This is a genomic window from Paenibacillus sp. J22R232 (assembly GCF_056269165.1).
The window spans coordinates 1-25,865 of the sequence record NZ_JBWDNK010000014.1 but is presented as its reverse complement, the minus strand read 5'-3'; the positions used below and the strand labels follow the sequence as shown (position 1 = coordinate 25,865).

The window sequence follows — 25,865 nt, the reverse complement described above, 5'->3', positions numbered from 1 at the left end:
GCCTATTTCCCTCCTTTGTTTGAAACATAGACAGAAATGTTGAAATAGTCACGTTTATCCGTTTGGATATATATGGTATACCAACCGTCTGAGACATTATCAAGTGTATAAACTCCGTTTTTCTCCCGAAGGACAGTTCCTTTTGTTTTCATCTGACCTTGTGTTAAAAGACCTTTTTCATAACGTGCATATGAGATTCCGGAGAAGTTTTTCAGTGAAATTTCAACTTTGTTTCCAAGAACGGTTGCAACATTCGTGCTATCTGGCATAACTCCGTTAACAAGAGCTATTGTGTCATAAAGACCCACAAGGCGAACGGTTCGACGAATGGTTGTTTGATTTCCTGCATCATCTCTTACCGTATAGTCGATATAGTAAGGGTTCGAGCGAACAAATTCATTTGCTGAGATGTTGTCAGGGTTAAACGCTCGCCCGCCTACTTCATAGCTAATGGTAACTCGGTTTGTTAGATCAACTTTTTTACCTGCAACCATATCCCATGCTTCGAAGTCGAGAAGCTTTGACTTGTCATATGCAATGGAGGCATCTTTTTTAGGCGTCATTCCTTCGATGAAGATTAGCTCCTCGCCATTTTTAAGTTTTAGCTCAGGAGGCGTTTTGTCGATTAGACCAATGTTGACACCATACGAAGCATACTCTCCTGTCCTTCCTTGGAGGTTAAAAACATAAAGTCCATTTTCCCTATAGTTCATTGACTTATCTTGTTCCCAAACGTCGTTTCCGCCAACGAACTTAGCATCTTTGTCAGTGATTAAAGTGACTTTGACATCTTGATTTGTTGTTGGGTTTTTATCCGTTCCCACCACATAACCTTCTTCTTTTCCAGATGTGTCAACTCCAACATTAATCTTGTTTTGATAATCCTTTTCCACCCACTGACCAGCTTGGTTTTTCTCAAGATACTTATATGACCAACGAACTTCTTTAACCTTTGGTCCTCCAACTTCAATTCCTTCAACCGTCAAAAGAATTTTTTGTGTTATGCCTGTTTGGTCTCTAACTTGAAAGACGTGCTCCCCGTTCGTGTTAACGTTGATAACTGCATCTTTATAGGACACAACATCACCGTCTTCATTTTTCTCCTCCGTTAAAAGTGCATATTCATATCCACGATAAGAAACGGTAAGGTCTGTTAGCTTTCTAAGAATGTCCAGCGGAACGCCATCACTGTCACGAATTTGGTCAAAGGTTACATTAACGCTCAGCTTATCTTTAGCTAATGTTGCAGTTGCGCTGATTTGCGGCGGCGTGGAAACAATATTTGAAATGGTAATAATCTCATGACCTTTGTTACCATAATCGTCAACAAAGAACATGGTAACCGTACCATTTTTTCTAAAGCGAACAGCTTTTGTGCCAGGGATATGTACGATATCGTTGGCAGTTAGGCTTCCGGTAAGTTCTACACCGGTGACTGTAATGGTTTTGATATCTTTGCTAAACTGTGTCAACTCAACATTCACGCTTTGTGCAGTAATTGTGGTTGGAAGAGTGCTGTAAGTCCTGGCGGTTGCAATTGGCACCGATTTATTAATATTTGAAACTGTGATTGGAGTCGTCCACTTGTTTCCTGCGTAGTCATACGCTGTCACATAATAAATGCCTGAGCTGTCAAGCTCAACGACATATTCATTTTCAAGCGGCTCACCTTTGAACGGATAAACCTCTTCGCCCTTCTTAACCTCCGCAAATGCGATTTCACCTGAATCATCAGATAAAGTGATCGTTGCAAAGATATTTTGGTTCGTCTTGGAAGTTTTTGATAACACATAGGTGGTTTGACCAATTGTGTTGTCAAATTGGTTATAGCTAACCGTATGGGAACCTGTGTTTCCTGCATTATCCCTAAACTCAAATGTGAATGTGCTAACCTCTTGCGTTAGAGTCCTTGAAAGTGCTGCGTTGTTGTTTGTCATAGAAAGAGTTTTTCCGCCACCGATAAACTTGAGCGTTGCCATAACCCTTCTATAGGCTTTTCCTTCTTGGATTGGAACCCAATTGCCAAGATAGTTTTCGTAGGTGTATTCTACCCTGTAGTGACTGTCTTGCGTGATTGGCGTTTTATCAATGTTTGAAACAGCGACCGGCACGGTTGTTTCTATTCCTGCTTTATTAGTCACTTTGAAATATACCGTTGCATTCTGCTCGAATGTTTCGTTGTGCGAAACAATGGAGTCAATCGAGCTAAAGTTTATGCCGTCATACGAACGTTCAAGTTTTAAAATGCCGCTTTCCGGATCAGATATAGAAAGCCTTGCGTTAACATTTTGGTTGGTTGGCTCCGTGATTGAATAGTCTACATTTGCAACTGGTGCAGTTTCGTCAACCACTGTCATTGCAACATATTCGTCTTCCATCCTGTCGGCCTGAATGCCTTCTGTCGTGTATGACTCGAAATAAGCTGATTTTGTTGTTTTGCCATCTCTTTGTGCTTCAAAAACAAGCTTTGAATACGCTGTTTTTCCCTCTGCTTCTGTAAATGTAGGTTCAAGAACACTGAGCTCTGTATTTAGTGCTAATCCAGACAACACTGCATTGTCAACAAAGAAATATTGTCCAGAATACTTAGGATTTGGAACGACAACATAATAAAGCTTATCGCCTTGGTTATAGGCTATAAACCCTCCGTTTTGGATCGTTTGACCATTTTTCTCTACATGACCCGTGATGTCAAATCCTGTAACAAACTCAACATCAGGTGTGAATTCTAAAACACTATCCCTTCCGGCCTCGTCCTGAATATAAAGGCTGATTGTATTATTGTTTTGAATAACAACATCATAGTCTATCGTATATTCAGCGGATGTTGTTAAAAGTCCTGTATAAAGAAGGTTCGACCTTGCCATATCACCCACAACATTCCCCTGGGCAGGTGCATTAGGCATTACGGTTACTGGAACGTTAAATGAAACGGTAACCGTTGAGGTGGTTTTTGTTGTTGCAGGGTTTGCGCTAACCGTTACAATGGATGCTTGCGCGTCAACCAAGTTTAGTTTGGAGTCAAAGAAAACTTTTTCAGTAACATTTCCTGATGTGTCGACGGCTTTAATCCCAATTGCATAGCTTCCACTAAGCCCCTTCAAGTCAATTTTGTAGGTTTTCTGTTTGTTTCCTTCGCCAGTAACGATTACCGGACTACTTTGCATGTCCACTGATTGACTTGAATTAAACAACGCATAGTCAGCTTCTGTTAGAATATGGTTTTCTGTTGGGTCTTTAATAAGTGCGAATGAAACGGTTGTGTCGCTCTTGTCTGAAACATCGACTGTGATAACTCCATCTTGTCTTGCTCCTTTTGTCACGATTTCACTTGACGTAAGTGCAGATGGAGCTGTTTTGTCAATGTTAGAAACGGAGATAGGAACAAAAACACGATTTCCTAGCTCGTCAGATAGGATCAGGTTTGTTGTTATGTTTTCGCTGACCGTTATTGTGAATGCACCGTTTGCGTATGGAGAAACCGTGATTTTGTCTGCATCCTCTGGCGAAACTGTCAGTTTGCTAATTCCCGTACCAACGTCATTTGCTGCTATTCTTGCTGTCACTGATGCGTTTGTTGGCTGAATGGTGCTATAGTCTGGCAATTCAAAGGTTGGTGCTTGGCTATCATAAAGAATCGTGATAGGTCTTGCTTCTGTTAAAAACTCAGGTTTTTCGTCAGCAGGATAATTGATGAGCCCAAATTGAATATAGATGGTGTTGACACCCTCTTGAAGCGGAACAGGTGTGTCGAGTGTAAATGTAAAATAACCACCAGAATTATTATCCGCAGTAAACTCAGGCACTAAAACGCCGTTATCTGTTGACGTGCCATCGGTTGTTGCATAATATACCGGTTTTTGATATTTTGATGTGCTAGTAGAAGTCCATGCTTTATGGGGTTCACTCAAAGCCGCATAGACACCATATGTTCCATCCGTTGTTGTACCCATTCCGTTTAATGTCTTTGACTGGGTATGGTTTAATTCATCAACTATCGCAGGTCCTGACCTCATGCCAAAGTACGGGGAAACCTTTTTGCTTTCTCTGCCATGCGGGTCCCTTGTAACAACAACAATGCTGTACGCACCTGACGGAAGTCCCGTTATGGTCAAGGTTTGATCAACTTCTACTATGTTTTCACTGTTTGGTGTCAGTGTCAGCGGATAGTCTGGCATATCTGCAATTCTACTTTCTGAGCCTGGCTGAGATAAATAATAATATGCACTTGCAATTCCGCTGTCATCTGTCACTTTCACGTTAAACTGATGTGATGATTTAAAATGATCATGCTGATTTCCGACGGTATAGCTAATTTCCGGTGCATTGTTGTCATAAACGTATTCCCGTGAAAAATCGGCAGTGTTGCCCGATTGTTTATTTGTAACACGATATTCAAGTATATATTTTCCGTCCATCGAAACATTTGTTCCATTAAGATTACGTTTTTCAGCTGCACCAACATCATCGCTCGATTTATATACGCTAAAGTTTTGTGTAAAGCTTTGGTCATTGCCGGGATGTGAAATCCATCTATATCTCGTTTCAATGTTTGGATTGCTTATGTCGAAACTGATGTCAAAACGTGGCATTGGAAGGCTATAATCCTCCGTAATGAGTGTGTCAACAACATTTCCATTGAAAATACTCACAGGTCTTTTATAATATCTTGACGCTTGCTCGTTCCTTGAGTCGTTTCCTAGTGAGTCCATTGTGAAGTAATAGAGAGTTCCGTCAAAGTTGTCCCCTTTTGGAATGGATAGCATAGCCGTTGCGCTATCGCCTTCTGAGTCTACGAATGCCCACATCCCTTGAGTTGAAGCAATTTCTTTTGATGCAGGTTCAATTTGATTGATTGGAGTGTCAGTTGGCGTCGTAGTACCGTTTATAAAGGTATAATAAGTCCTTGACCAGCCGTTATTGCTTTGTTGAAAGTCGTTCATTTCAAAACGATAGTCATTTCTTTTCCGAAGCTGCGCATCTTGCGGATGTACTGTTTCTTGAATGGTCACTCGTGGAGCTTGGGAATCAATTTTGATATTTTCAATTTCTGCATATCCGGCATCTCCGCCTAGCGGATTGTCAGCTTTATCCCATCCATAAAACCGAAGCTTGAATTCGCCTTCCGTTGGATCGATTGGACTTAGTTGTATGCTGACTCCATTTAGAACCTGCGTGTTAATAGGTGCGGTAACCCTTGTTTTGTTTCCTGTACCGTCAAAGTTTGTTATGCTTGTCATTGCCGGTTCATAGGAATCATTGGTTTTTTTGTACAACTCATAATTAAAATAGTTTTGATTTAAAGTGGTGTGAGCGACATTTCCATCTGGATAGAGCGTTTCGCTTGAAACCATATAAAATTCATGCTTCTTTTTGATGTTGTTTTGAATTGAATTTGCCCCCACAAGGTCATTTCCACTTTGGTCGGTGACTCTTATGGTTGGTGTTTTTGTGTCCACTTTGTGAGTTGAAAAATAAAAACTTTGCGATGTTGGTGATTCTGGTGTTGGATTTTCCAAATGGTAGGCCTGAGCTCGACCATTTTTCATTAGAGAGGTAGACACATTATTAAGCTGGAGCCTTATGCCCTCGCTTTCAACTGCGCTAACATCCAGCGGCACCTTTCCAGTAAACTGAAGTATGCCGTTTGGTTTTCCGTCATTGCCTTGCAGTTTTGACATGGTAAGGTTAGCAAGCAGTGTTGCCGTACTGTTCCCAAGATATAACACAGGCGTTGCTTGTAAGTTTGTTATGAGCTCCGTCTTAATTTCTTGCGTCATGTTTTTTTTGTGAATGGAAACCGCTTCAACTGTGATATTAATATCTGTAAATTTTCGATTTAGATAATAATTGTCAGTGCTGGGCGAATAGGTAATCGTTTGATTGATATGGGGGTTATCAAGGTTATATATGCTACGATAAAAGGTATAAGTTATATCTTTATAATAGTAATCCTGGTTCCCTATCTTTGTTGTTAAATAGGTTTTAACTTCGGGATCTCCTGAACTTGTATGGGCAAAAGTCCCTCCAAGGCTTTCAGCGTTGGTAGACTGGGCAAGAAGCGCCACTCTATAGGTTAGTGATATCTCAGCTTTGTTCTTTGCAACCATTGCATCATGAAGCTTTTTGCGGTCAATACCTAACTCAAAGTTTTTTGTTTTTGTTGGCTCTTCGAATGTTAACCAATCTCTACCTACAGCATCGTCCGAAACGGTATAGCTGAAAACTGGAGCATCCTCATATTGCATAATGTCATATTGACCATATTGATCCTTAACATTTTTGTCCCAGTTTACACTTTGAGCGCCTGACGAATTAGCATCAAGGTAGAACTCTCCCCCAGGTAAGTCAACGGAACCCATATCTATGAATTTTCTTTTTGTTACGTCGGAAATGTCACGATAAAGTCTGCCCTGATCTTTTGTCCATGAGTTTATTGGAATGGTCTTCGCTTGTGTTGGATTTATGTTTCCCCCAATTTGAGGAAGCCACAGAACCACAGATTCACCGTACCAGTCATCACTGCCCACCAGCCAAAAAACGAGTTCATTCATTCTCCATGGTGGAATATTTTGCAATTTAAATGTATGTTGTGGTTCAGACCAAGCCGCAGCGCCGCCAAGATTTACTACATGATCAGAGTTTGCTCCAGGTTCATAGGTACTTACGCCCATGTAAATATCATCACCTGTTCCGCCGTTTTCGTTTCCTCCTGTTTTCACACCAAACACATAGGTGTACTCTGTTGGCACATTCGCATAAACAGGCGCTACTGATGCTAGAAGCGAAAGTACTAGCATCAAACTTAACATCTTTTTCATAAAATACCTCCTCGTATAATCGTACTTGTAATCGTTCTTTTAAAGTCGCATTCATTTTTGATCTCATAGTGACCTAACTTAGCAGTTATGAACCGTGACAGCCAAATTTCGACAATATTTTTCCTCCATGTTACCATGATTGATAAAAACACTGCTGCTTTATAAAGAAAACTTTAAGTTCCTAGGTAGACTAGACTACGAAGCCAACTAAAACACGCAAAAAAGAGACTCGCAAAAGTTTGGTGAACTCATGCGAAGCCTCTAAGCAGAAACCATCAAGGACTTTGCTGACTACTCTGTGGATGACATTCAGGACAAAGATCAGCCTTTACAGCTAATTTCAGTTGAAAATAGTTGCTATATACTTTGAGCTAAAACCAATGGCTTTTAGCTCTACTTTCATTTCATTTGTGTGTTCGATTTTTTTGTTAGGGACATATAAAGCCACGCCGTTGCGATTTTTATAACCTGCTGAATTTCTTACTTCGAATGCAAGTGCTTGGGCTGCAGCAGTAATTTCTGATGATTTGCCCATTATATCTATAAGATCATATTGATCAAATATCCCTTCGTTTTTGCCTAATAGCTCTGAGTTGTTTGCAAGGTCTGTTAGTGAGAAATCAAATTCTGCATTTTCTATTGCCTTAACCAATAGTTCAGCCTGAGAAAGCTTCATCATTGACATTGTTGTTGGCATAGTAGCTTCAATCCCCGAATGAAGGGTAAAGGAATCTAAAATTAAACGCCCCACTCTTTCCGTGCTAATCTGTGGGTTTCGCTCCATCGCACCTATCCATGTGGTATAAAACAACCCTGCTGCTGGTGTTGAATCTTCAGAAGCTATGAGATATTTGCCATGGTTTCTAAGGGCATAGGCCGTTTCAACTGTGCCCATAAGACAGGCATCAAACACGATTAAGTCGAAATACATATCTGATGCATCGATTGCCTTCGAGAGCTCCGAAACTTTCATCGTTTTTCGTTCGTTTAGCTCGTCTGCACCAAAGCCACCCATTGTACCATACCCATGGTCCCATAAAATCAGTATATAACGCTCACTTGGTGCAACGGTTTTGCCCCAAACAAGAAAATCCTTTAGTGTTTTAGGGTCTGATGCGGCGGTTTGGATGTGGCTTTCGTGCTTTTTAAGTTGTCCATTGCCAACTTCAAAGCGTTCTGATGCACCATTAGCCATATATTTGTTGTGATATTTGAGCGTTCCACCTGTTTGAATCAGGATTTTCGTATTTTGGTTTGGCTGACCACGAAAAATTTCTTCCAAGTCATCAGTTAGCCGGCCTTGCTGTGATTCAAGGTCAGAACCAACTGCATATATTAAAATCGTCGATGAATCAAGATTTTTATCCTGCTCCCAAAGTGACCTTGCCTCGTTTAAACCTTGCGCTGTGAAAACATCTGTTGCACTGAGGGTTTGACCAAGTGTTGCAATTTGGTTTTTGGGTCTTGTGTTTAAGACATAACTGCTTATTTTCGCAAGAGTTCCCCGATTGAATTCGACTTCTTTTGTAAGGTCTATTCCTAAAACCATTGAGGCGAAAGAAACCGCGGTTTCATAGGTAAAGTCGCCCTTTGTTTCGGAATATCCCAAAACCCTTAAAACCATTGAACAATATTGGTTTAGAGAGGTTGGTCGGTTACCGCCAAAACTATATTCATTAATTCCGTTAACTACACCTTTTGTATAGGCATACGACACGTAGCGACTTTCCCAACCCGTATCATGAAATGGATTTTTGTAGGTGCTTTTCAGGATCTCTTCTTCCTTCCCCCACAGACGCAGCATCATTACAAGAGATTCTGCTCGGGTAGGCACCCTCGAAAGTTCATATCCATTCCCCGTTCCACTGAACAATCCCAAGTGGTTAAGCGCTTCCGCATAGCTTGAGCTTTGTGCCGCTGCTGATGGAGTTGTTGCAAAAAGAAAGATTAAAAAAATGATTAAGCTTCGGATGTTTTTCATCAAGTTATGGCCTTTCCATTTGAAAATTTCCTTCTTAAATTTAAAAATAAAAAAGGATTGTCGATAATAATCTACCCGATTTCCAAGCGATTGACCTTACTCATACTCTTATTCATCTTTTCAAAAAAAGCGTATCTACGGAATTGGCAATGTCTTCCTATTTTCGGAAAATGGTTTTCATTTTCCGTATTTTCCAGCTCTAAAGTCCTTTTACTCCCGCATTTCCCCCTACAGCCCGTCTCTAATTCCGAGAGGCTGTATTACATCATCAAAGTTTGTTATTTTCAACCCATAACTTTGAACTCCCTAGAATGGTTCCCATTCTAAAGTAGATGATTTTTCCTATCAAGCTACTACTCTAACATGGCAGATTAGCCCCTGTGTGAAAGTTAAAGATATCTTTAAGTTCGCACTTGCAACTCACTTCTGGCAACCAGCGAAAAGAGCCTGATCTCCAGAAGATCAGACTCTTACAACTATCAGAAATCCTATTCCATTAGGTGTTATAAGAATGTCTGTATTTTATCTAGGCACTCATTAACTACTTCATTCGGTGCCTTTCCAGCGATTTCAATGCGACTAGCTCGCCAATCAAGCTTCTTCATCTAATCCGTCAAAATAACTCCATTAAATACTACTCCGTTAGCGTAACGTACGGTTCGAATAAAAGGAACACGGTTATACCCTTCCATCTTCGGTAAAAGTTCTATTAGCATGCCTTCACTTACTTTTGCCACCAGGAAATCAGCTTTAGTTATCGAAGGCAATAATCAGTCTTATATCTGATGGATTTTTTCTGCCATATAGACGATTAACGACCCCCATAAACGTTTTACCACATTCTGCATAATCGACGAACTCCATGATTTTCTCACCGTTCATGGTCTCATCCTCGTAATGAAACACCTGGTTCCAATTAAATGCAAGCAATTCTTCAGCCGTAAACCACGTTGTCGTATGACATTCACTATTTCTGATTTGCAATCGAATCTCTGGCGTAACGTCTTTAGGCAACCCTCGTGGTTCAAAGATATATGGCATGTTTTCGGAATTTCGTTGATTAGCTAGGATTGCAAAGAGCTCATAGTTTCTATCCTTAAAGACCATATCGCTCCGATCTACTTCCCAAATTGGATAATTTTTTTCGGGATAGAGAATAGCCCAGTCGCTTTTAGTCCATTTATCAATCGATATCCATTCTCCAGTTCGGTTTGTTTCATGAATGCCGCTGCGATACACTTTTTGTTCTACAAAACTGTGAATATCCGTCCCCATATATTCCTTTCCTCCAAATCTTGATTTTATTTATTGTGCCATATACAGGAAGTAAACTTCCCTATAACTCCACGCTAAACTGCCAGTTAGCTCAACGAGGCTGCCGATTTATGCCGGCAGCCTCGTCTTTGTGAATATTCAGCTATAGTTCACAGTTAGTTGAATAGCTAACAGCCTAGAATTCGTTTAGTCATTCTATTTAGGTCCTTACGCGTGAGGGGATTTTATGTGACCGCATACTAAGTACCGACCAGATCAGTAAACACTTCATCAAAATTTTTATTCAGCATATCCTCCTTTGTAATATAAAAATAAAGTAATCCTGATAAATCCCATTTCATTCCGATTTCATCATTGGTATCTGCCTGAAATAATAATTCAGTATCAGCATCTTGAGAGCCATACTGTACCCCATTTATATAACCAAAAAAACGGAACCCAATATCATGCTGACACATCTCATAATACGAAGAACAGAATTGCTGGTAGAGGACATACGCTTCCTCGTCGTTGCCAAAAAAACGTTTTTCAGTAATAAGTGAGTTAACCGGAATCGTGTTTTCAAATTTATAATTCATTACGCAACTCGAAAATGAAATAATATCCGGTACTGCCTGAAATCGTTTCAGATCGAATAAATTAGATGTGTATAGCACCACGTTCTGATCTTTTGGAAACGTGTCATATAAAAATTCATCAGAGAAGAGCACATCATGCTCACAAGGATAAAAAAAATGAAGAATTCCAGTGGTAGGATAATTCTGATCTATCGAAGATATAGGAAATTCCTCTAAATTTATTTGTGCTATAAAACTCATTGGTTGGCCTTCCCAGTCTGGCCACGTAAATCCCTTTTGGATATCAGGGCTTCCCCCTATCTTACTTTTTCCGATAGGGATTTGATCTTCTGGTGTAATAGTTGGGTCTAGGAAGAAACCCGGCTTAACTAATTGTTTGTATTTCTCCCAGTATCTTTCCAAACCTGCGTTCAATATTAATTGTTTGATTACCTCCAATGACGGCTCCGGCTGCATCATTCGCATTTCCTCCATAAAATAGTATCACTTGTATTCCGACAGAAGATATCCAGCTCCTTTAGCTAATCAAAAAAGGGCTCCATCTATTCAACGCTCCAGCTCGTTAGCGTGGATAAGGACGCCGATCATTGTGATCGGCTTCTTCCGTGTTTTTATTGAACTGTCGTCTCCCCTTAGCGGGATGATATCTCTTGGTGGCTTAACGATATAATTATGAATGGTATTAATTTTGTCTATTACTTAATGAATGCACCTAGCCATTCCATATTTATTGTATTCTGATATAAGTTTCAAGAGGCATTGCATCGACTCTTTGTAAAACACGCTCCTTATAATGTTCTTCCCAACAATGCTTCTGTTGCAAACCGCCTATAGTAATTCCTAAATATTGTAGATCTACAAATATATCTTGACCATTCGTTAATTTAATCTGCAGCACATCACTTAGGATTGCTTCATCAACTATTTCCAGGTTATAGAGAACCACACTTTCCACTGTATGATTAGCCATTGGATTCGTAAAAACTATTTGACCAATCTTGACTTTACCGGAAGGGACATCCTCAAATCCAAAGTCCTGTTTTAGACATTCAACAATTGTAATCCTAAGTCGGCCATAGCTGTCTATGGCCTCAATTTCAAGAAATTGATTTCCAAACTCAAAATATAAAAACTTAGCACTGGCTACAAATTCAGCAGTATTGTTTTCAATATCTATAATACCGATTAAGTAGATTTCTTCAAATCGATAATCTTTTATCAATTTTATTATCTTCTCCACATTATCTGTTCCTCCCATTTTATAGGGTAGTGCATTAAAGTAATCTGTACGTTCGTCTAATAAAAACAAGGAGCAACTCTCACGGCAAACTACTCCTTCTGTCGTTCAACTAACATTTCCCGTTAGCTGAATCCCAGTCCTTCTTTGATTTCTGCCAATTCTCCTGATAGCTTCTCGAATAGAACTTTGTTGTTTATATCCGACCTATCTCTGAAATTGGTCTTTCCTAAGAAGGCCATATATGCGCTTGCAAGTTTCTTCTTGATCCTCTGTTCAATTTCACCTTGTTGGTATTCATAATCAAAAAAGCTATCCATCGTTTTTCGAGCGCAGTCATTAAACCCAAAATTCTCCATACCTAATGACAACAAATCAGTACAATCTGACGCGTCATTAGAAAATGCATCTTTAGATTTCCTTTTCATGCTATCCCTCGAAATTTGGCAACTTTAGGGCTTATCTTCGGTAAACAATTCGACCAGAGCACCACGCTATCCTGCCCGTTCGTATTATGAGGTCACCAGATCTTTCTGGTGGACCTCATTTTAGTGTGGTCGTAAGATAGCGGTAGCCGGGGATCGAACGTTTCTGCCCGTGGGAGCTTGATCCCGAGAGCTATACAGTTCATCCCCCCTACTTGTTAAACCATGATTAGGCTGGTTGGGACTGTGATCCCGAATCACATGCGATAATGTGGACGACAAGAAGGTTAGGGGTTGCCGGCGAATATAATACCGGGAGTGATTGAATGAACCCTGTCATTGGATTAGATGTATCTAAAGGGGAAAGTCATGCACAAGCTTTTTCAGATCGAGGAACGGCCTACGGAAAGACCTTTCGATTTGAGCACAATCTTGAGGGATTAGCGTCCTTCCTCCGCTTTGCTCAAAACGTGGAGTCCTTTGCTGGGCAGCGTCCGGCAATTGTATTAGAAGCAACGGGCCATTATCATAGTCCAGTTATACAGTTTTTAGATGAGCATCAATTTCTGTATATCGTTATTAATCCGTTAATTTCACACCAAGCGAAAAAAATGAATCTACGTAAGGTGAAAACGGATGTTGCTGACGCTTACCAGCTGGGGGAATTGTTTTACAAAGAAGAGCTAGAGCCTTACAAAAAACGGGGTCAGCATTTGATGAATCTGCGTTACCTAACACGACAACATGAGTCACTGACAGATATGTATGTCCAGGCAAAGTTGCAGTTTCAAGCAGTACTGGATCAAGTCTTTCCAGAGTATCACGGCGTGTTTGGTGACCTTTATTCTAAGGTTTCGCTTCGTTTCCTGGCGCAGTATCCAACGTCGCAATCCGTGCTAGCAATGTCCGAGGAGGACCTTGCGGTGAACATACAACGCCTTGTTGGGCATGTCGCCTCGAACCGGTGGTCGCTGGAACGGGCACAGAAACTAATGGCTGCAGCAGAACGAAATCCCTTCAGAGAGACCGCTTTTTCGAGTCATTTAATCTCATTAGAGTTATTCATTCATTTACTTCTTCAGTACCAGGAGCATCTAACGAAACTAGATAAATCGATAGAGGCTCTGGCTGAAGAATTACTGGAGTATGATTTAATCCAATCGATACCCGGCATTGGCACCAAAATTGCTGCAACAATTTTAGCTGAGATCGGAGAAATTGATCGGTTCGATCACGCAAAGAAGCTGGTTGCGTTTGCCGGTATTGATCCAAGTGTCTTTTCTTCTGGCAAATTTACAGCAACCCGGAATAAAATCACCAAACGCGGCTCCAGGAGACTCCGTACAGCCTTATATCAAGCTGTGAGATGTGGTTTACGAAGCTCACGTAATAAGAAGATCAGGGCTTATTACGACAAAAAGCGTGCAGAAGGTAAATTATTTAAAGTAGCCGTGATCGCATGTGCAAATAAATTGATCCAATGGATTTATGCAATTTTGACCAAGAAAGAACCTTCCGCTTGACTGAATAAGCAACGATTAGATATAGAGGTAAACCTTCCCAAATCCTATGGGGCGGTTATTTGTCATGCCTTTTTAACATTATATCACCCTTGGTTTACTTCATTAATAATTAAATATTGACAGGCTATTAGCTGGTATAGCGTAATGAAAAATTGGAGCAGTTGCCGATGCAACTGCTCCATAGTGCGTTAAACTAACGTTTCCTGTTAGTTCAATCAAGCCACTTTGTAGCTGCATGCTTATAAATTGAATCAGAAAGAAACTCTTCAAACGTATCAAAGATCGTAACTATCCCATTTTTACTACCCTCGTACCATTCTAAAATTGGTGGATTATCCCCTGCTCTTAATTCAAAAAATCTAATTTCATAGCCCTGATGCATTGAGAATACAAAAGAAGTCTCAGGCATCAATATCGGATGATTATTCTCATGCAATAATTCCTTGGTTGCATACTGAAGTTCCTTTAATTGTGAAAACCCCATATCTGTACCTTGAAACAATCTTCCCGAATTATGACCAACAGCAAGCAAGTATTGCCGATAGGATGTCGGTAACTTGATTGCCATTTCTTGCTCAAGTAACGTTATTTCTTTTTCGCTACACCCTTGAAATGGACGAACGGTATGTAATTTCTTATCATGTAGAAGTTTTAACAAATGATCACTTTTCATATATAAACCTGCTTCCTAGTGGTATAGCTCAAAATTCGGGAAGAACTCCTATAATTCCTTCATAAACGTAAACTGCCAGTTAGCTTAATGGCCATCAGTTTAAAATTTTATTTTCTCTCTGTTATTTGCAAAGAATGTTACCTTTTCGTTACCTTCTATAAAAAAAAGGACCCGAAGGGTCCTTTAAACACTGATATATCAAGGGTTTTGATGATGTGGTTACATCATGCCGCCCATGCTTATGGGCGGTTTTCCGCTTTCCTACAATTCCATAAAGTCCGCTGTATCAAGGGGGTTCGTCTTATAAATCCATTGAAAATCAGTTGGTAAAAATGCCTACGTGGGGAAACGTGTGGGGAATCGGTCGATTTTATTTTGAAATAACTTCTTCTTCCTTTGTTTCCTCGTCATCCTCTTCACATGACTGAGGCTCTTCTTTTCAACTGGAGTTCTTAGGATATATTCAAGGTCATGTTTGCAAACTAGATCCTAGCCCTCCATGGATAAATCATCTAGTTTTTGAACTAGAGTAGAATTTATATATTCATAATTCCGATTATGAGTTTCAAATATCCACGTCTTTTCCTCTCTCATAGGAATCTTTCTCATAGCACCATATTCGTAACATTTGATTATTTTCGGGTTAGCTTTCGACATTTGAATCAACTCCACTAGCATTATATTTTATGTTTTGAATAGATTAATAGATATACTAAAATAGGAAAGGTTAATTTCTATGATTACATCAAAAGATAGCTATCCACTCGTTCTTGAGCCCTCGCACATCCAAGAAATATTAAGAATCGGACGCAGGACTACATATGAGCTATTAAACGACCCACCATTCCACGTAAACAGGATCGGTAAAAACAAAATGATTATAAAGTGCCAAAGGAAGTTTTTTTAGATGGTTGGAAGGACATTCTCCAATGTAGCCACAACTAATCACTGTATTATCATTAACCTCATCAAATCTCTTCTGACTTAACGGCAATATTCTTTAATTCAACAAATAGGTAGCTGGTAAAACTTTCAAAATCATCATGTAATCTTATGCAATCTTCCATATTAGTGATAATGCAATTAATTTCTTGATCGAAATATATCTCTACTTTTGAAATATGATCAAACTCATCGTCTTTATATGTAAATCCATAATTATGTGTTAGTAAATTCCTTACTACCAACCAACTGTTTACTCGTTTGTATTCTTTACTCTTCCCTATCTGCAAACCGAATAGAGCCTCTGTGTAATTAACTACGGCTCTTATGCCTTGTCCTTTCATATGCTTATGGCTGACGCCGATTTCTAATGCTCTTTGTACGACCTCACATAGTAAAATCAAATGGTATTCAAATTTACCACACATTGTAATAAGTATTGAATTACTTAGAGTATTCATAAGTTCAATTTGGGAAACGTCTTTATTTCCATTATACTCATAATAATCATCATGACTTATGGAATTGATCGGTAAACTTAATCCCATACTCTCAAAATGCGCTTTCAGGAAGAGAATATTCGCTTTTTCCTGTAACAATGAATTTTTCAATTGCATCTCATATAATCCTATATCGTTCAAATATTCATCTCTTGAGAAAATCATTTTTTCATCCCCCCTAAATTCAAGTCTTTGTTAAACATTAAAAATTAAACATTAATTTCAGACAACAAATTTAGGCATTAGTGATTATAATAATGCAAATTATTGTCAATCAGAATTTGAATACAAAAAATTGTAAAGAACCCTTCGATGCTCATGTCGAAGGGTTTTCCGGCTCAGGTTCTTTATAAGTAACGTAAAGATAAAGTGTTTTCATATTTCGGATAGAAAGAAAAATTGAATGAATTGTTATGGTCAACCATATTCCTCCAAGTACCCAAGCCCACCAAGTTATAGGCAATTTATCGATGTTCAAAGGGATAAATGACCCTACGTAAAACAATAAAATACTTAATAGTACTACAATTAATTGAATTATTACTGCCCATGTAAAAAAACAAATCAAGGTATCATATAATGTTAATGAACCATCTTGATTTCTTCGTCTTCTTAGTAAACCAGTCGGGCCACCTGTTATAGTCGCAAGTATTGTTATACTAGCTATATTAAATCCTGCTAGAATTGAGATTGCTGCGATTACCTGCCCGCTTATTTGTTGAAAATTCTCAATTAAGATTTTTAATGTTTTAACTGAATATGAAGAAAAAAATAGAAGTACAACAGCTAAAATTATCGGAAGTAATACATCGATTAACAATTCTGAAGTAGATGCGTTTTTCCAATACCTTTTAAAAATAACATAAGGAAAATTATTAGCCCTAAGAAATGCTTTTATTTTTTCTATCATCCAATATCTCTCCTCATTAGAGTCCCCCTGTTCTGAGACAACTCACTAAGAATCATTTCTGCTGATTGCATTGTTGGCTGTCCTGTTCCATCCACCTCCACCCTGCGTTTATATTTTTCTTGTGATTCATCCATTCTTATTGTCTTTTCTGCTCCTGCAAGCTTACCTTTGACTACTATTTTTACTACGCCAGGTTTATCTTTATACCTACGTACAAATGGTACAGCTCCAGCTAGTCCAGCGCGGCTGTATTTTGCAGAGAAATCTAAGTTCACACTCGTCGCTTGGGCAGCATTGGCTTCTTCTTGTAAAGCAAGTACAGCGGGATTCTCATCTGCTGCTTGTTGTGCTGTTGTTACTTCAATAGAAATTTTATTTACCGTATTCAACGCTTGTATGTTCTCAAAAAACGAGCTGTCTACTAAAGTACATATTTGTAAAAATGTAAGGTTATGCTGTCTGATTACAGGCTCACCAAAATTTTCAAAGTATTCTTCAACTCTAGGCCTGTTAATTTTAGCACTTGATTGAATCAAGAGTAAGCCGTCTGATTTCCTAATGCAAAAATATGTATATAAAGTTTCACCTTCACGAAGATGCTTAGGGTTCGGTCGTGATGTTAAATTATCAGCATGTATTAAATCACCAGTTGTCCCGTATTCAGCGTAAGCAAATCTTCCAAAAAAATAATTCCTTTCAATTGAGAAATGATCTAAATAGATTAGCCAAGAATCGTGAAATCTCTGCGTTTTTCCATGGGCTGGGAGATTATTGATATGGTTCAGAATATCTTCAACTATTTGTTGATTCCATTTAGTTGAATCTACCTCCCCTTGTCTTGTAGCGAGTAAATAGTGAAGATCCATTTGATAAGCATAGAAATTTTTATATTTTGACGGCAAGTTTGCTCCCCCTTATTAACTACGTATAAAAAAACATATTCGACAATAGGGAGGAATTTCCTCTTTTGGTGTCGAAAGTACTAGGTACATAGGGGGGGTTAGATTGGGAAACGTTGCATACCGCAAGATATACGAGAAGTATGAAATTGCAGTCATTATTCTAAATGATGGGAAGTATGACGTTACATTTATGATGAGAGACAGCAATACAGGGATATCGATTGAAGTTTGTGAATCTAAGCATCATGCCGTAACAGGCGCTGAAAAGTTTCCGACTTACTACGAGCTGGCTTTAAAACATGGATACTACCTCGGCCAAATAGAATTTAAACATCCGGACGGCAGAGAGCTTCACTACTCATATGCAATGGACCTCGATAGGACAGAAACTACATTCGAAAACCTATTAATTACTGGGGGCAGATAATGTTTAGATCGTTCAATTTGCCTCTGATACAAGGAAGGAAATACAATGCGGATAGATGATTATTTTAAATGCGTTGTTGTATTGGAGCTCGATACAATGGCGCAGCATGAGGGCTACCTAGAGGATGCTGAAGGCACTCATGTGAAGATATCCAATGGTTCAGAGGTTTGGGTAATACCGAATGAAGAGATCGTCAAAATAACGCCTATTTTCCCTAAACGTTTTAAAAGCACATAAATAGAAAACCTCCTGCGAATTCAAGGTTCGCTAGGCGGTTTTCTTCTGTTTCACACCAGTCTCAATAATAGTATTAAATATAGGCAAATAACCCCGCAACTACAGCAACGCCTATAACGGCCCTCTGAAACCTCCTAGGTAGATACCTTGCTATAATCGAGCCCACTACCCCGAATGCCAGCATGAAGAGCAAAGCGGTTACAAGTGGTCCAGTAACAGCGTCTGCACTCTCTCGTGATGTTGAAAAGTCTAACATTCTGTTCACCTCATGCTATTTATCGGCTGACTAACGGCACCCTTCAATAACCAACGATACAGAGCCTTAGATGGCTGTTTAAGATATTATAGCTCTTACCCTCCATTTACACATGCTGAATGATAGAAGCCCGTGAACGCCTTGTGCTGTCGCAAGAATTCGAATCAGAAGCGATGTGAAATGCTTTTCCGTTCGCAGGAAGTTGCGAAACGCGAGTTTAAGCCTGGCATTCACCTGAAATTCAGGACAGCACCATTTCGTGCTCACCTGTCAGTTTGGAGGACTCCGCGGACTTGCTTACAATCGCAAAAATGTGTTCGTTATGACGACTCATCAAATTGATGACAGTTCAGTGCAGCCGGACATTCCGTTTCAGAATGATCGACAACCTACGCAGGTCACTCTTCAAAATTTGATAGCTGAGCTCGAACCAACCAAAACCAACTCTAAAAGTTGTAATGAAAATCTTTAGACATCACATTAATACCCAAACGCTAATATTTAGTACTTGATTACTTTTTCTTCAAATTGTTGACCTTTACTGTAGTATTCAATATGAATATTTCGATTTTTGTTATTGACTTCGTAATAAATTCCTAAAGCATACCTGCAAATATGCTCTGGCAAGTCATCAGTTGTAAAGAATTTAGGTTCAAAAAGCCATACATCGTCATAGCTATCCTTTGTTAAAGCAATTAATCGATGTCTGTCATTGTCCTTATCCTCTTTTTTCCTATTAGATTTCTTCATTTCTATTGCAATTAAATTATCCTGCTCAATTATATTACCCCTACTATGAACTATGAGATCACAGTTTATCTTTACAATAACATCCTCAGGACCATTTATAGTTTTAATATGAGTTTTCAATTTCCCATTTTTATTACGATTATATTCAACATCTACTTTGTAATCTTTATATTCAGATTCCTTAATAAGATTATTTAGGTGTAACATTAACGCGCCACACAAAGTCCGTTCAGAGACTCTTGAATCCAATAAATACAGATCATCCAGCAAGAAGGTATTGTTGGCACTCTCAAATAATTCAATTAGCCTTTGCTTCATCAGACGCCTCCACAATGTTTATGATTTCAAGCAGCTATTCCTAGATAGTATCTTTTCATAATCTATGTTGAATCTCCATATTCTAGGTATTCGTGAAACGAAACCCTTATCCTGCCTTTTCTATTATGATAGAAGAGTATCTTACAAGGAAACAACATGATTCACCGTTAATCGCTATATAGTTTTCTCATTATCATCTTTCTTATTATTGTTCCGCTATAATCCCGTCACTGTTCCAGGTTGTGTTCCATATTCAGATAGAGCAGGTCTTGAGTGCTTATTGCTGCTGGTGTTTGTGGAGCTGAATGCTGTTCCAAGTTATGTCTGTTTCTTGCATGTTCGGAGAGTTATCTTAGAGCTGCGGTATTTGAGACCGACCAGCATATCAATAATTTGAGAGAACGCCGTTGCCAGCGGCGCCCTTTACATGCGTGAGGTATTATCCTCCGCTCACGTTTTCTAACTCTTCATCTGTTAATTGGTAGTAATCTTGTAAAGCATTAAGTGAATTTAATCGTAATTCCAATGAGGTTATAAGTTCATTTAATTTATTGAATTGTTCATTGTCCATTGCTACAACAACCCCTCTCTATAAGTTGTTAATAACATATGAACGATTAAATAGTTTTATTCTAATTAATGGTCGAATACTGCTTAATAAAGTAATTAAACCTCGAATCCTCACGATATATGGGTCCCTCTGGGCTTTCAAACGACTGCGGGTACGCGTGAGCCCGATTTTCCGCTAGATTTTATTTTGAGAATTCACTTTCGCTTTCGCTTAGTAGACTTGATGATTGAAAACATGAAAAATACGCTACATCTAAGAGTATTGAATTTCGTATCTTGAGTAATCAGGTTAAAGCGAAAATGATGAAACTTAGATTGTGAAAGCACAAGTGGTTTTTTATATTGTATAGACCAATAAAAGAAACAGCGACTGCTAGGGACGTGAAACTAAGTCCTTACTGCCGCTACTTTATTCAACTATCGTTTCTCGTTAGCGCAATATCAAATTCCGAAATAAACAATGACATAGTCTTCATCTTTGACTTTTTGGCCAATTAAAATAAGCTCTTCTAAGTTATTAATAAGTACATCTTTATCATATTCAAGTTGTTCATATTGGCCACTTGCCGGTTCATCAATCCAAAAAAAGGGACCCTGGAGGCTTATATTTTCCGGAGCTGCTTGAAATAATTCTCTCCAACTTGTCATCACGGGGATGAATTTGGTCATAGATTCCTTATTCATTATAGAAATCCCATAATAATTGAATCCCATCATCATTTTATTTTTAAAGGGATCAAAAGTCGGTATCCAATTCAAGGAATCTCCAAAATATCCGAAGAGGTCATCAACCAGCGTTATAACATCCTCACTGTTGGCCCTTTTATAATCAAACACAGAAATAAAGTCGTGCTCTCGCTCTTTAAATTCACTTTCTTTAATCAAAAGAAACTCATGAACTAACCCCATGATATCCCCCTTGTTTTTTATTGGTTGAGTTCCCATATGGCATTATGCAAATGTTCCCCATTAGCATAATAATGTTTGAATTATAACTTACTTCTTAGCTTGTTGAAGTGATTAATTGTAGCTTTTACATCTTGTACATCATTCAAATCAACAATCTTACGAAGTTTCATACTCCAGCAACATAAGTTCAAGGAATCACATAACGCACTGCAAATATGTAATGCCGCATTTACACTTCCTTCTAATTTATAATAATTGGTTCTGACAGATATCGTCCCAGATTGTTCAGATACTGTGCCAACATTTAATTCAATTTCTACTTTGTACTGCTCATCGTTATAGAGAAAATAACACGCATCATCGAACGAGTTCCAACTTTTCAAGGTTGGGTCATTTTTTATATTATCTAATTTTTCGAGTTCTTTGACTGCTTGGACAAAATTAAAATAATAAGGTCCGACAAACTCCATTCCTTCTTCCTCTAGCCTAGGCGAATTTCCTATTGGATACAGAATAAATTGATAGTCGCCTAATCCCATCTTCTAAAATCACCTCCGATAATGAGTAGCACTGAATCGAATATTTATAATCATTTATTCAAGATAGTTTCCACGCTATCCTGTCAGTTAGCCCAACGGCAGCCTCGTCCTGGTGATTATGAAGCTATAGTTTCCCAGATAGTTCAATGACATCAAACTACTGCAAGATATTTAGATTAACTTCTCTTCCATATAACGTCTCAACTTCCCTAGACAATCTTCTTGTTTCATTTCCTACATACTTTAAGGCATTTTTAAGAACGTTTATATCGTCACCTATTCGAGCCATAACAGTTGCGTAAACTACATTCCTAATTTCAACGTCGCTACTTAATGCCATGTTCTCAAGAAAAATAAAGATTCTTATGAGTAATTGCTCTTCCTCTATTGTTAATTGTTGTTTTTGAAGCTGGTTAATTAAAAATGGATTCAATATATTGCCAAAAGCTACATGCGGAGGTATCTCATCTTCTTCTTTCCATAAACACTCAAGCTCTTTTTCGTAAAACGGTTGCAACTTGGGATTTATTTTTAGCATCTCTTGAACGATGTTTTTGTAAGTTAAGTTCATCATTTGCTCATTCCCTTGCAGACAAATTTACTTAATGTATTTCCATACGTTTACTCAACTATCATGCCAGTTATCTTAATAAAGAAATGGAGCAGCTGCCGCTGCAAACTACTCCTTATTTGTTGAAGTTTCGTGTTCCTAGGGAGTTTAATATCTCACTTAATGAGATTTAAGGTTTTTTGATTGTATGTAATAAACACGCTCGATCTCAGATTCATAATATCCAAATTTAAATTTTGATGTATCTACGAGATCATAAAAGGTATTTGGAAGCTCACAATCCCATTTGAGAAAATCTAAGTTCGCTGGAAAATTGTCCGAATTAGAGTTTGGTGTGTGTACGTAGACTGCATCAGATCCCGTATCCTCATCATGAATACATACCCATGCTTGATATGGTTTATTTAGCTGTTCAAGTTGTTTGGAAATTATTGTATAAAGTGAGATATGCGCTTTAATGTGTGTCCTTCTTACTTTCAAACTGTCATTTCCTAAACCAAAGAAGTCGAGATGTCTATGCCAATAATCATACCAAGAATCATCATCAACATGTGCCTGAAAAGTTTCAACCGATGACCATAGTTTTCTGAAATATCTTTTTTTACCGCGAAACTTCTTCAAAAGATACACCTCCAATTTGATTACATATATCACAAGCATCGCTTACTCATTTACTAAATTAATCTCTGCTTTTAAAGTAATTCACCTAATATTGCAATAAACCTGCCGCTATTAGTTTAATGGTCATTACAGAGTAACTAAGATAAAGATAGACGACCTGATTATTGAGGGAACGAGAGGCATGATCTGTATTTGACTTCCGTTAATCTTTCGAACGTTGTGATTCCCTTACTTCCGCATAAACGAGTATTTGCCGTTAAGCGATATTTCGTCTCTGATGAAGAAAAATTCAATTCCTACAAATCGCTGCGTCCGTATACGGAAGCGGAAGGAGATTTTCTGAAATAAAACTAGATGAAAAACGGGCTCACGCGTACCCGCAGTCGTTTGAAAGCCTAGAGGGACCCATATAACGTGAGGATTCGAAGTTAACGGGCAGTTTAGTGCAACAAACGCCACATTTAATTCGTATACATTATGTGGGAAAAGTGGTACACATTATCACACGAAAGGAGGCCGACATTGAAACTTGTATACAAGCTTATAGTAGCTGTGTTAGGACTGTATCTTATTTATGAAGGTTACTCGATTTATACTGTTACTGCTAGAAGTCCCGACGGTAGCATGGGAATTTATAAATTTGTTCACCTCTTCATTCCAGCGACAGACTTTCACTTACATGCATATGGTATCTCCTTTTTCTTAGCGGGGGTTTTAATCACGTTGACTCCTTTTATTCGTATCAAACGAAAAAGGATAAATTGAGCTACGATGGGTACATGGCAGACGATCCAAGGTTGAAGCGGTAGCCACGTAGAACTAACTGGGAACGATAGTTCAATAAAAACACGGAAGCAGCCGACCACAATTATCGGCTGCTTCATTACGCTAACTGGCAGGTTAATTGAATAAAGAATATAGTGAAACTTAGTCAAGTATTAAACGTCTAATTTAACATGAGGGAGGTATTGTATGAAGATAAAGCATTTACTTTTCTTTATTTTATTAACATCTTTAATATTTCCAAGTAAGCTATCAGCAACTACATGGGCTAATGAATTTGTTGTTTGGCATGGTTATGCTTATGTAATAAGTGATGAGTATGTAACTGAAATAGATAGTAAGATTGGGCATGTCACTAAGTTTTCACATATGGAATCCTATACTGGTAATTACTCGAACTTTTATAAGAAAGGGACTAATTATTATTCTATTAAAGGTGTTAATACAGACGAAGGGATAGCAGTTCAACATAAAGATGGCAAGTATAAAAAAGCAATCAGGAATGGGAAATTCGAAGGAGAGAATAATAATTACTCAGGTTTAGTGGAAAGTTTGATAACTATTTCTCTAATAGCAATTTTGGGTATCTTTCTCGTTAAATACAAATATAAAAAGCAATTTTCAAAAAAAGTTTATTAAACTTACGGGAAACTATAGCTTCATAATCACCAGGACGAGGCTGCCGGCATAAATCGGCAGCCTCGTTGAGCTAACGGGCAGGATAGTTGAATCACTTCACGAATATTTAAAGTAAGGAAATATATCAGAAGAGGGGTTCAATGAAAAAGCCAACAATACTCTTAACAACTTTTTGTCTTTTATTAGGGTTGATACTTTTTCCTTTTGTCAGAGATATTAGTTCCAATAACAAAACACTAAAGAATTTTTCAAATCACCTATTTGATTCTACTCTCCCACCAATGACAAAAGAGATAAATAGAAAATCAGAAGTAGGATTATTGGTAGCTAATGGTGACCATTGTGATTTCAGAGCAAAAATGACACTTGAAACATCATTAAGTAAAGAAGAGATTATTAGTTTTTATAACAAGGCAATGCCAAGTGCAAAAGGACAATCGCAAGTAAAGATAAATATTAAGTTTCATGATAAACAAGTAAATAACAAATTAATATTCGATATTGAAATACTCGACGATGGTTATAATACAGGGTTTGATTTGAGGTGTGGTTAAAGAATAAACAGTGGAGACAGTAACTTCTGCCTCCAAGACATTCTGTAAGGGTCATTTCGCTAACGGGTAACGATAGTTACATATCAATATATGGATGAGCAGGCGCTGCGGTGGCCTGCTCTTTTTATTAAGCTAACGGACAGGATAGTTCCAATATGTGTTAACATTATCATAAATCACTAAATTATATTGTGAGGGGTTGTAATTTCATGAGCTATAACATTTATATTACAAGAGGTTCACATTGGGCAGATAATGAGGAAAAAAAGATAGCATTAAAGGAATTCCAAGAATATTTTTCATCTAAGCATGACTTTGTATATTCTAACGAGATATCCATAACAGGTCCATTTAACATGACTATAGAAGGTGATTTCTTTATATGGAAATATGAAGATCAGGATATACCTTTTATGTATTCGAAAGGAAACCTAACAAATTCTCATGGGGATGAAGATGTGATTGAGAAAATGAAGGAAATTGCGAAGGAACTCAATGCAATAGTTCAAGGTGACGAAGGTGAAATCTATTAAGCTTTTAGCTCAGCTAGAGCAGTTCCAGGAATGGCATGTTTTTTTGAAGAGGAGATATTTCGATGTCAACATTATTAGGCTTGAGAAAAGTTGTAGAACCTAAACTATCAATTTATGGGTTTCAATATATTGGTAAGATTGATTCTACAGCTTGGAGATTCGCAAAAGAAACTGGAATAGCAACTCAATTCATTACATTCGAGAAAATAAGTTCAAATCCAAGTAGCATGAGGTTTTATATAAGTACTTCCGTTAGGATTCCTGTAGAGCGTTAATTTTGCGCTTTGCATAAAAACGAGCGACTCCGGTACGATGGGTTAATCACGGGTCATAGCCCTTTAGCCATCTTAAGGAGGTCGCTCTATCTTGAAGTTTAAAGCTCAAGCCAAAC

The 25,865-nt window shown here is 38.3% G+C and carries 23 protein-coding genes; 7 read left to right on the top strand and 16 right to left on the bottom strand.

Translation table 11 applies throughout. From position 1 onward, the window contains the following. Nucleotides 1-2: 2 nt before the first annotated feature. The 6 genes from AC0YN3_RS26970 to AC0YN3_RS26945 all read right to left on the bottom strand — a co-directional run bounded on the left by AC0YN3_RS26970 (nucleotide 3) and on the right by AC0YN3_RS26945 (nucleotide 12,320). Entirely contained in the window at nucleotides 3-6,821 is a 6,819-nt protein-coding gene (locus tag AC0YN3_RS26970; RefSeq protein ID WP_475778002.1) for a hypothetical protein, read from the bottom strand. A 340-nt stretch (nucleotides 6,822-7,161) separates the two neighbouring features. Continuing rightward, entirely contained in the window at nucleotides 7,162-8,802 is a 1,641-nt protein-coding gene (locus tag AC0YN3_RS26965) for a clostripain-related cysteine peptidase (protein WP_475778095.1), read from the bottom strand. Between the two features lie 750 nt (nucleotides 8,803-9,552). Further along, nucleotides 9,553-10,077 (bottom strand): hypothetical protein, encoded by a 525-nt coding sequence (locus AC0YN3_RS26960; RefSeq protein WP_475778001.1) that lies wholly within the window; start codon nucleotides 10,075-10,077, stop codon nucleotides 9,553-9,555. 239 nt (nucleotides 10,078-10,316) lie between these two features. Continuing rightward, a complete protein-coding gene (locus AC0YN3_RS26955) occupies nucleotides 10,317-11,114 on the bottom strand; it encodes a YwqG family protein (RefSeq protein WP_475778000.1) in 798 nt (265 codons plus the stop codon). Between the two features lie 268 nt (nucleotides 11,115-11,382). Next, complete coding sequence (locus AC0YN3_RS26950) at nucleotides 11,383-11,895, bottom strand: hypothetical protein (protein ID WP_475777999.1); 513 nt, start codon at nucleotides 11,893-11,895, stop codon at nucleotides 11,383-11,385. A gap of 122 nt (nucleotides 11,896-12,017) precedes the next feature. Beyond that, nucleotides 12,018-12,320, bottom strand: coding sequence for a hypothetical protein (locus AC0YN3_RS26945; protein WP_475777998.1), 303 nt, complete (start codon nucleotides 12,318-12,320; stop codon nucleotides 12,018-12,020). 323 nt (nucleotides 12,321-12,643) lie between these two features. Here AC0YN3_RS26945 and AC0YN3_RS26940 point away from each other — a divergent pair, with 323 nt between their 5' ends. Then, nucleotides 12,644-13,840, top strand: a complete 1,197-nt coding sequence (locus AC0YN3_RS26940; RefSeq protein ID WP_475777997.1) for an IS110 family RNA-guided transposase — start codon at nucleotides 12,644-12,646, stop codon at nucleotides 13,838-13,840. A gap of 211 nt (nucleotides 13,841-14,051) precedes the next feature. On the opposite strand, the gene AC0YN3_RS26935 is transcribed toward AC0YN3_RS26940, so the two are convergent. The 4 genes from AC0YN3_RS26935 to AC0YN3_RS26920 form a co-directional block, all read right to left on the bottom strand. Beyond that, a complete protein-coding gene (locus AC0YN3_RS26935) occupies nucleotides 14,052-14,513 on the bottom strand; it encodes an SMI1/KNR4 family protein (protein ID WP_475777996.1) in 462 nt (153 codons plus the stop codon). Between the two features lie 968 nt (nucleotides 14,514-15,481). Beyond that, a complete protein-coding gene (locus AC0YN3_RS26930) occupies nucleotides 15,482-16,120 on the bottom strand; it encodes a hypothetical protein (RefSeq protein WP_475777995.1) in 639 nt (212 codons plus the stop codon). 151 nt (nucleotides 16,121-16,271) lie between these two features. After that, on the bottom strand, nucleotides 16,272-16,865 hold the full coding sequence (locus AC0YN3_RS26925; RefSeq protein ID WP_475777994.1) for a hypothetical protein: 594 nt from the start codon (nucleotides 16,863-16,865) through the stop codon (nucleotides 16,272-16,274). Continuing rightward, a complete protein-coding gene (locus AC0YN3_RS26920; RefSeq protein WP_475777993.1) occupies nucleotides 16,862-17,767 on the bottom strand; it encodes a hypothetical protein in 906 nt (301 codons plus the stop codon). The genes AC0YN3_RS26925 and AC0YN3_RS26920 overlap by 4 nt, the downstream gene beginning before the upstream one ends. A 103-nt stretch (nucleotides 17,768-17,870) precedes the next feature. Here AC0YN3_RS26920 and AC0YN3_RS26915 point away from each other — a divergent pair, with 103 nt between their 5' ends. Further along, the gene (locus AC0YN3_RS26915) at nucleotides 17,871-18,194 is read left to right on the top strand and encodes a hypothetical protein (protein WP_475777992.1); all 324 of its coding nucleotides are present in this window, start codon (nucleotides 17,871-17,873) and stop codon (nucleotides 18,192-18,194) included. A gap of 45 nt (nucleotides 18,195-18,239) precedes the next feature. Then, nucleotides 18,240-18,431 (top strand): hypothetical protein, encoded by a 192-nt coding sequence (locus tag AC0YN3_RS26910; protein WP_475777991.1) that lies wholly within the window; start codon nucleotides 18,240-18,242, stop codon nucleotides 18,429-18,431. Between the two features lie 757 nt (nucleotides 18,432-19,188). Here the strand turns inward: AC0YN3_RS26910 and AC0YN3_RS26905 are convergent. The 6 genes from AC0YN3_RS26905 to AC0YN3_RS26880 all read right to left on the bottom strand — a co-directional run bounded on the left by AC0YN3_RS26905 (nucleotide 19,189) and on the right by AC0YN3_RS26880 (nucleotide 22,965). Further along, nucleotides 19,189-19,755, bottom strand: coding sequence for a hypothetical protein (locus AC0YN3_RS26905; RefSeq protein WP_475777990.1), 567 nt, complete (start codon nucleotides 19,753-19,755; stop codon nucleotides 19,189-19,191). 439 nt (nucleotides 19,756-20,194) lie between these two features. Continuing rightward, nucleotides 20,195-20,326 carry a bacteriocin gene (locus AC0YN3_RS26900; protein ID WP_475777989.1) on the bottom strand — a complete coding sequence of 44 codons (132 nt, stop codon included), beginning with the start codon at nucleotides 20,324-20,326 and terminating at the stop codon, nucleotides 20,195-20,197. A 440-nt stretch (nucleotides 20,327-20,766) separates the two neighbouring features. Continuing rightward, nucleotides 20,767-21,234 (bottom strand): hypothetical protein, encoded by a 468-nt coding sequence (locus tag AC0YN3_RS26895; protein ID WP_475777988.1) that lies wholly within the window; start codon nucleotides 21,232-21,234, stop codon nucleotides 20,767-20,769. 80 nt (nucleotides 21,235-21,314) lie between these two features. After that, nucleotides 21,315-21,773: a hypothetical protein gene (locus AC0YN3_RS26890; RefSeq protein WP_475777987.1), complete on the bottom strand. Its 459-nt coding sequence runs from the start codon at nucleotides 21,771-21,773 to the stop codon at nucleotides 21,315-21,317. A 157-nt stretch (nucleotides 21,774-21,930) separates the two neighbouring features. Continuing rightward, a complete protein-coding gene (locus tag AC0YN3_RS26885) occupies nucleotides 21,931-22,347 on the bottom strand; it encodes a DUF7674 family protein (RefSeq protein ID WP_475777986.1) in 417 nt (138 codons plus the stop codon). Nucleotides 22,348-22,503: 156 nt separating this feature from the next. Continuing rightward, a complete protein-coding gene (locus tag AC0YN3_RS26880) occupies nucleotides 22,504-22,965 on the bottom strand; it encodes a hypothetical protein (protein ID WP_475777985.1) in 462 nt (153 codons plus the stop codon). A 972-nt stretch (nucleotides 22,966-23,937) separates the two neighbouring features. On the opposite strand from AC0YN3_RS26880, the gene AC0YN3_RS26875 reads away from it, so the two are divergent. The 4 genes from AC0YN3_RS26875 (at nucleotide 23,938) to AC0YN3_RS26860 (ending at nucleotide 25,749) form a co-directional block, all read left to right on the top strand. After that, nucleotides 23,938-24,387 carry a hypothetical protein gene (locus AC0YN3_RS26875; RefSeq protein ID WP_475777984.1) on the top strand — a complete coding sequence of 150 codons (450 nt, stop codon included), beginning with the start codon at nucleotides 23,938-23,940 and terminating at the stop codon, nucleotides 24,385-24,387. Nucleotides 24,388-24,527: 140 nt separating this feature from the next. Continuing rightward, on the top strand, nucleotides 24,528-24,941 hold the full coding sequence (locus AC0YN3_RS26870) for a hypothetical protein (protein ID WP_475777983.1): 414 nt from the start codon (nucleotides 24,528-24,530) through the stop codon (nucleotides 24,939-24,941). A 209-nt stretch (nucleotides 24,942-25,150) separates the two neighbouring features. After that, nucleotides 25,151-25,474 carry a hypothetical protein gene (locus AC0YN3_RS26865; protein WP_475777982.1) on the top strand — a complete coding sequence of 108 codons (324 nt, stop codon included), beginning with the start codon at nucleotides 25,151-25,153 and terminating at the stop codon, nucleotides 25,472-25,474. 62 nt (nucleotides 25,475-25,536) lie between these two features. Further along, nucleotides 25,537-25,749 (top strand): hypothetical protein, encoded by a 213-nt coding sequence (locus AC0YN3_RS26860; RefSeq protein WP_475777981.1) that lies wholly within the window; start codon nucleotides 25,537-25,539, stop codon nucleotides 25,747-25,749. Nucleotides 25,750-25,865 lie beyond the last annotated feature (116 nt).

Excerpts from the sequence above, each read along its gene's own strand:
- AC0YN3_RS26910 (WP_475777991.1), top strand. The coding sequence starts at position 18,240 with ATGCGGATAGATGATTATTTTAAATGCGTTGTTGTATTGGAGCTCGAT.
- AC0YN3_RS26965 (WP_475778095.1), bottom strand. The coding sequence starts at position 8,802 with ATGAAAAACATCCGAAGCTTAATCATTTTTTTAATCTTTCTTTTTGCA.
- AC0YN3_RS26970 (WP_475778002.1), bottom strand. The coding sequence starts at position 6,821 with ATGAAAAAGATGTTAAGTTTGATGCTAGTACTTTCGCTTCTAGCATCA.
- AC0YN3_RS26925 (WP_475777994.1), bottom strand. The coding sequence starts at position 16,865 with ATGATAGAAAAAATAAAAGCATTTCTTAGGGCTAATAATTTTCCTTAT.
- AC0YN3_RS26935 (WP_475777996.1), bottom strand. The coding sequence starts at position 14,513 with ATGAAAAGTGATCATTTGTTAAAACTTCTACATGATAAGAAATTACAT.
- AC0YN3_RS26890 (WP_475777987.1), bottom strand. The coding sequence starts at position 21,773 with ATGGGATTAGGCGACTATCAATTTATTCTGTATCCAATAGGAAATTCG.
- AC0YN3_RS26860 (WP_475777981.1), top strand. The coding sequence starts at position 25,537 with ATGTCAACATTATTAGGCTTGAGAAAAGTTGTAGAACCTAAACTATCA.
- AC0YN3_RS26940 (WP_475777997.1), top strand. The coding sequence starts at position 12,644 with ATGAACCCTGTCATTGGATTAGATGTATCTAAAGGGGAAAGTCATGCA.
- AC0YN3_RS26870 (WP_475777983.1), top strand. The coding sequence starts at position 24,528 with ATGAAAAAGCCAACAATACTCTTAACAACTTTTTGTCTTTTATTAGGG.
- AC0YN3_RS26900 (WP_475777989.1), bottom strand. The coding sequence starts at position 20,326 with ATGGACAATGAACAATTCAATAAATTAAATGAACTTATAACCTCATTG.
- AC0YN3_RS26865 (WP_475777982.1), top strand. The coding sequence starts at position 25,151 with ATGAGCTATAACATTTATATTACAAGAGGTTCACATTGGGCAGATAAT.
- AC0YN3_RS26875 (WP_475777984.1), top strand. The coding sequence starts at position 23,938 with ATGAAGATAAAGCATTTACTTTTCTTTATTTTATTAACATCTTTAATA.
- AC0YN3_RS26930 (WP_475777995.1), bottom strand. The coding sequence starts at position 16,120 with ATGATTTTCTCAAGAGATGAATATTTGAACGATATAGGATTATATGAG.
- AC0YN3_RS26885 (WP_475777986.1), bottom strand. The coding sequence starts at position 22,347 with ATGATGAACTTAACTTACAAAAACATCGTTCAAGAGATGCTAAAAATA.
- AC0YN3_RS26895 (WP_475777988.1), bottom strand. The coding sequence starts at position 21,234 with ATGGGGTTAGTTCATGAGTTTCTTTTGATTAAAGAAAGTGAATTTAAA.
- AC0YN3_RS26960 (WP_475778001.1), bottom strand. The coding sequence starts at position 10,077 with ATGGGGACGGATATTCACAGTTTTGTAGAACAAAAAGTGTATCGCAGC.
- AC0YN3_RS26945 (WP_475777998.1), bottom strand. The coding sequence starts at position 12,320 with ATGAAAAGGAAATCTAAAGATGCATTTTCTAATGACGCGTCAGATTGT.
- AC0YN3_RS26905 (WP_475777990.1), bottom strand. The coding sequence starts at position 19,755 with ATGAAGCAAAGGCTAATTGAATTATTTGAGAGTGCCAACAATACCTTC.
- AC0YN3_RS26955 (WP_475778000.1), bottom strand. The coding sequence starts at position 11,114 with ATGATGCAGCCGGAGCCGTCATTGGAGGTAATCAAACAATTAATATTG.